This is a genomic window from Polynucleobacter sp. 35-46-11 (genome assembly GCF_002281105.1).
In genome coordinates this window covers 1-1019 of the sequence record NZ_NCFJ01000752.1, presented here as the reverse complement: position 1 = coordinate 1019, position 1019 = coordinate 1, and the positions used below count along the sequence as shown (strand labels likewise).

The window sequence follows — 1019 nt, the reverse complement described above, 5'->3', positions numbered from 1 at the left end:
GGTTGGGTTAATTGCTGCGGATAACGCAAATGTGAACTTAACTCAAAATGCGAATTTCACCAGCGTCAATGTTGGTGAGAGTATTCCAGTCATCGTATTTGCAGGTATTAGTGGAGCCGCTGCAGCCAACTACACTGTAGTTCAGCCTAGCGGCTTAAGCGCCAACATTACTTCTAAGTCATTGACTATCACTGGCACTACGGTTGCTAATAAAGTGTATGACGGCAGCACAGCCGCTACCGTTACCGCAGGCACACTAGTAGGGCTGATTTCTTCAGACGTCGCTAATATCACTTTCACAAAAGCCGCTAGCTTTAGCTCCGCTAATGCAGCTAACGCAATTGCTATTGTTATGAATAACAGTATCAGTGGCCCTGCGGCTGATAATTACACATTAACTCAACCTACCAGTATTACTGCCAATATTTCTCCTAAAGCGCTGACAGTGACTGGAACAAGCATTGCAAATAAGGTATATGACGGCACAACAAGCGCACCAATTTCTGGTGGTAGCTTGGTTGGCGTGGTGTTAGGTGATACCGTTGCCTTAAGTCAGGCTGCAAACTTTAGTCAGTCTAATGCTGGTACAGGCCTTGCAGTGACTGTTGCCAATACATTAACGAATAACCCTGATGGTAATTACACGCTTACTCAGCCAACCGGCTTTACTGCCAACATTACTCCAGCCCCAATTACAGTATCGATTGGTAGTCAGACTAAAGAATATGACACTACCAATATTGCGATTCTGACAAGTGGAAGCAGTAGCAATGCTGGTAGCTATACTTTAAGTGGATTTGTTAGCGGGCAGGGCGCCTATATTACTCAAATAAACGCTACCTACAATAGCGCTAACGTGGCCGATGCAAGCACCGTAACTGCTTCATTGAGTTCTGCTAACTTTATCGCTACTGGCAACACTAATTTATCCAACTATGCATTGCCAACGTCTGTCAGTGCTGTAGGTGTCATTACTCCAGCCACGTTAACAATGACTGCTAATGCTGCTGCCAAGTTCG

Annotated in this window: 1 protein-coding gene; it reads left to right on the top strand. The window is 45.1% G+C overall.

What is annotated here, in order from left to right; genetic code table 11:
• Nucleotides 1-31 precede the first annotated feature (31 nt).
• Nucleotides 32-1019 (top strand): YDG domain-containing protein (locus B7Y67_RS19315; RefSeq protein ID WP_293600021.1); only part of this gene is annotated, 988 nt, incomplete at its 3' end.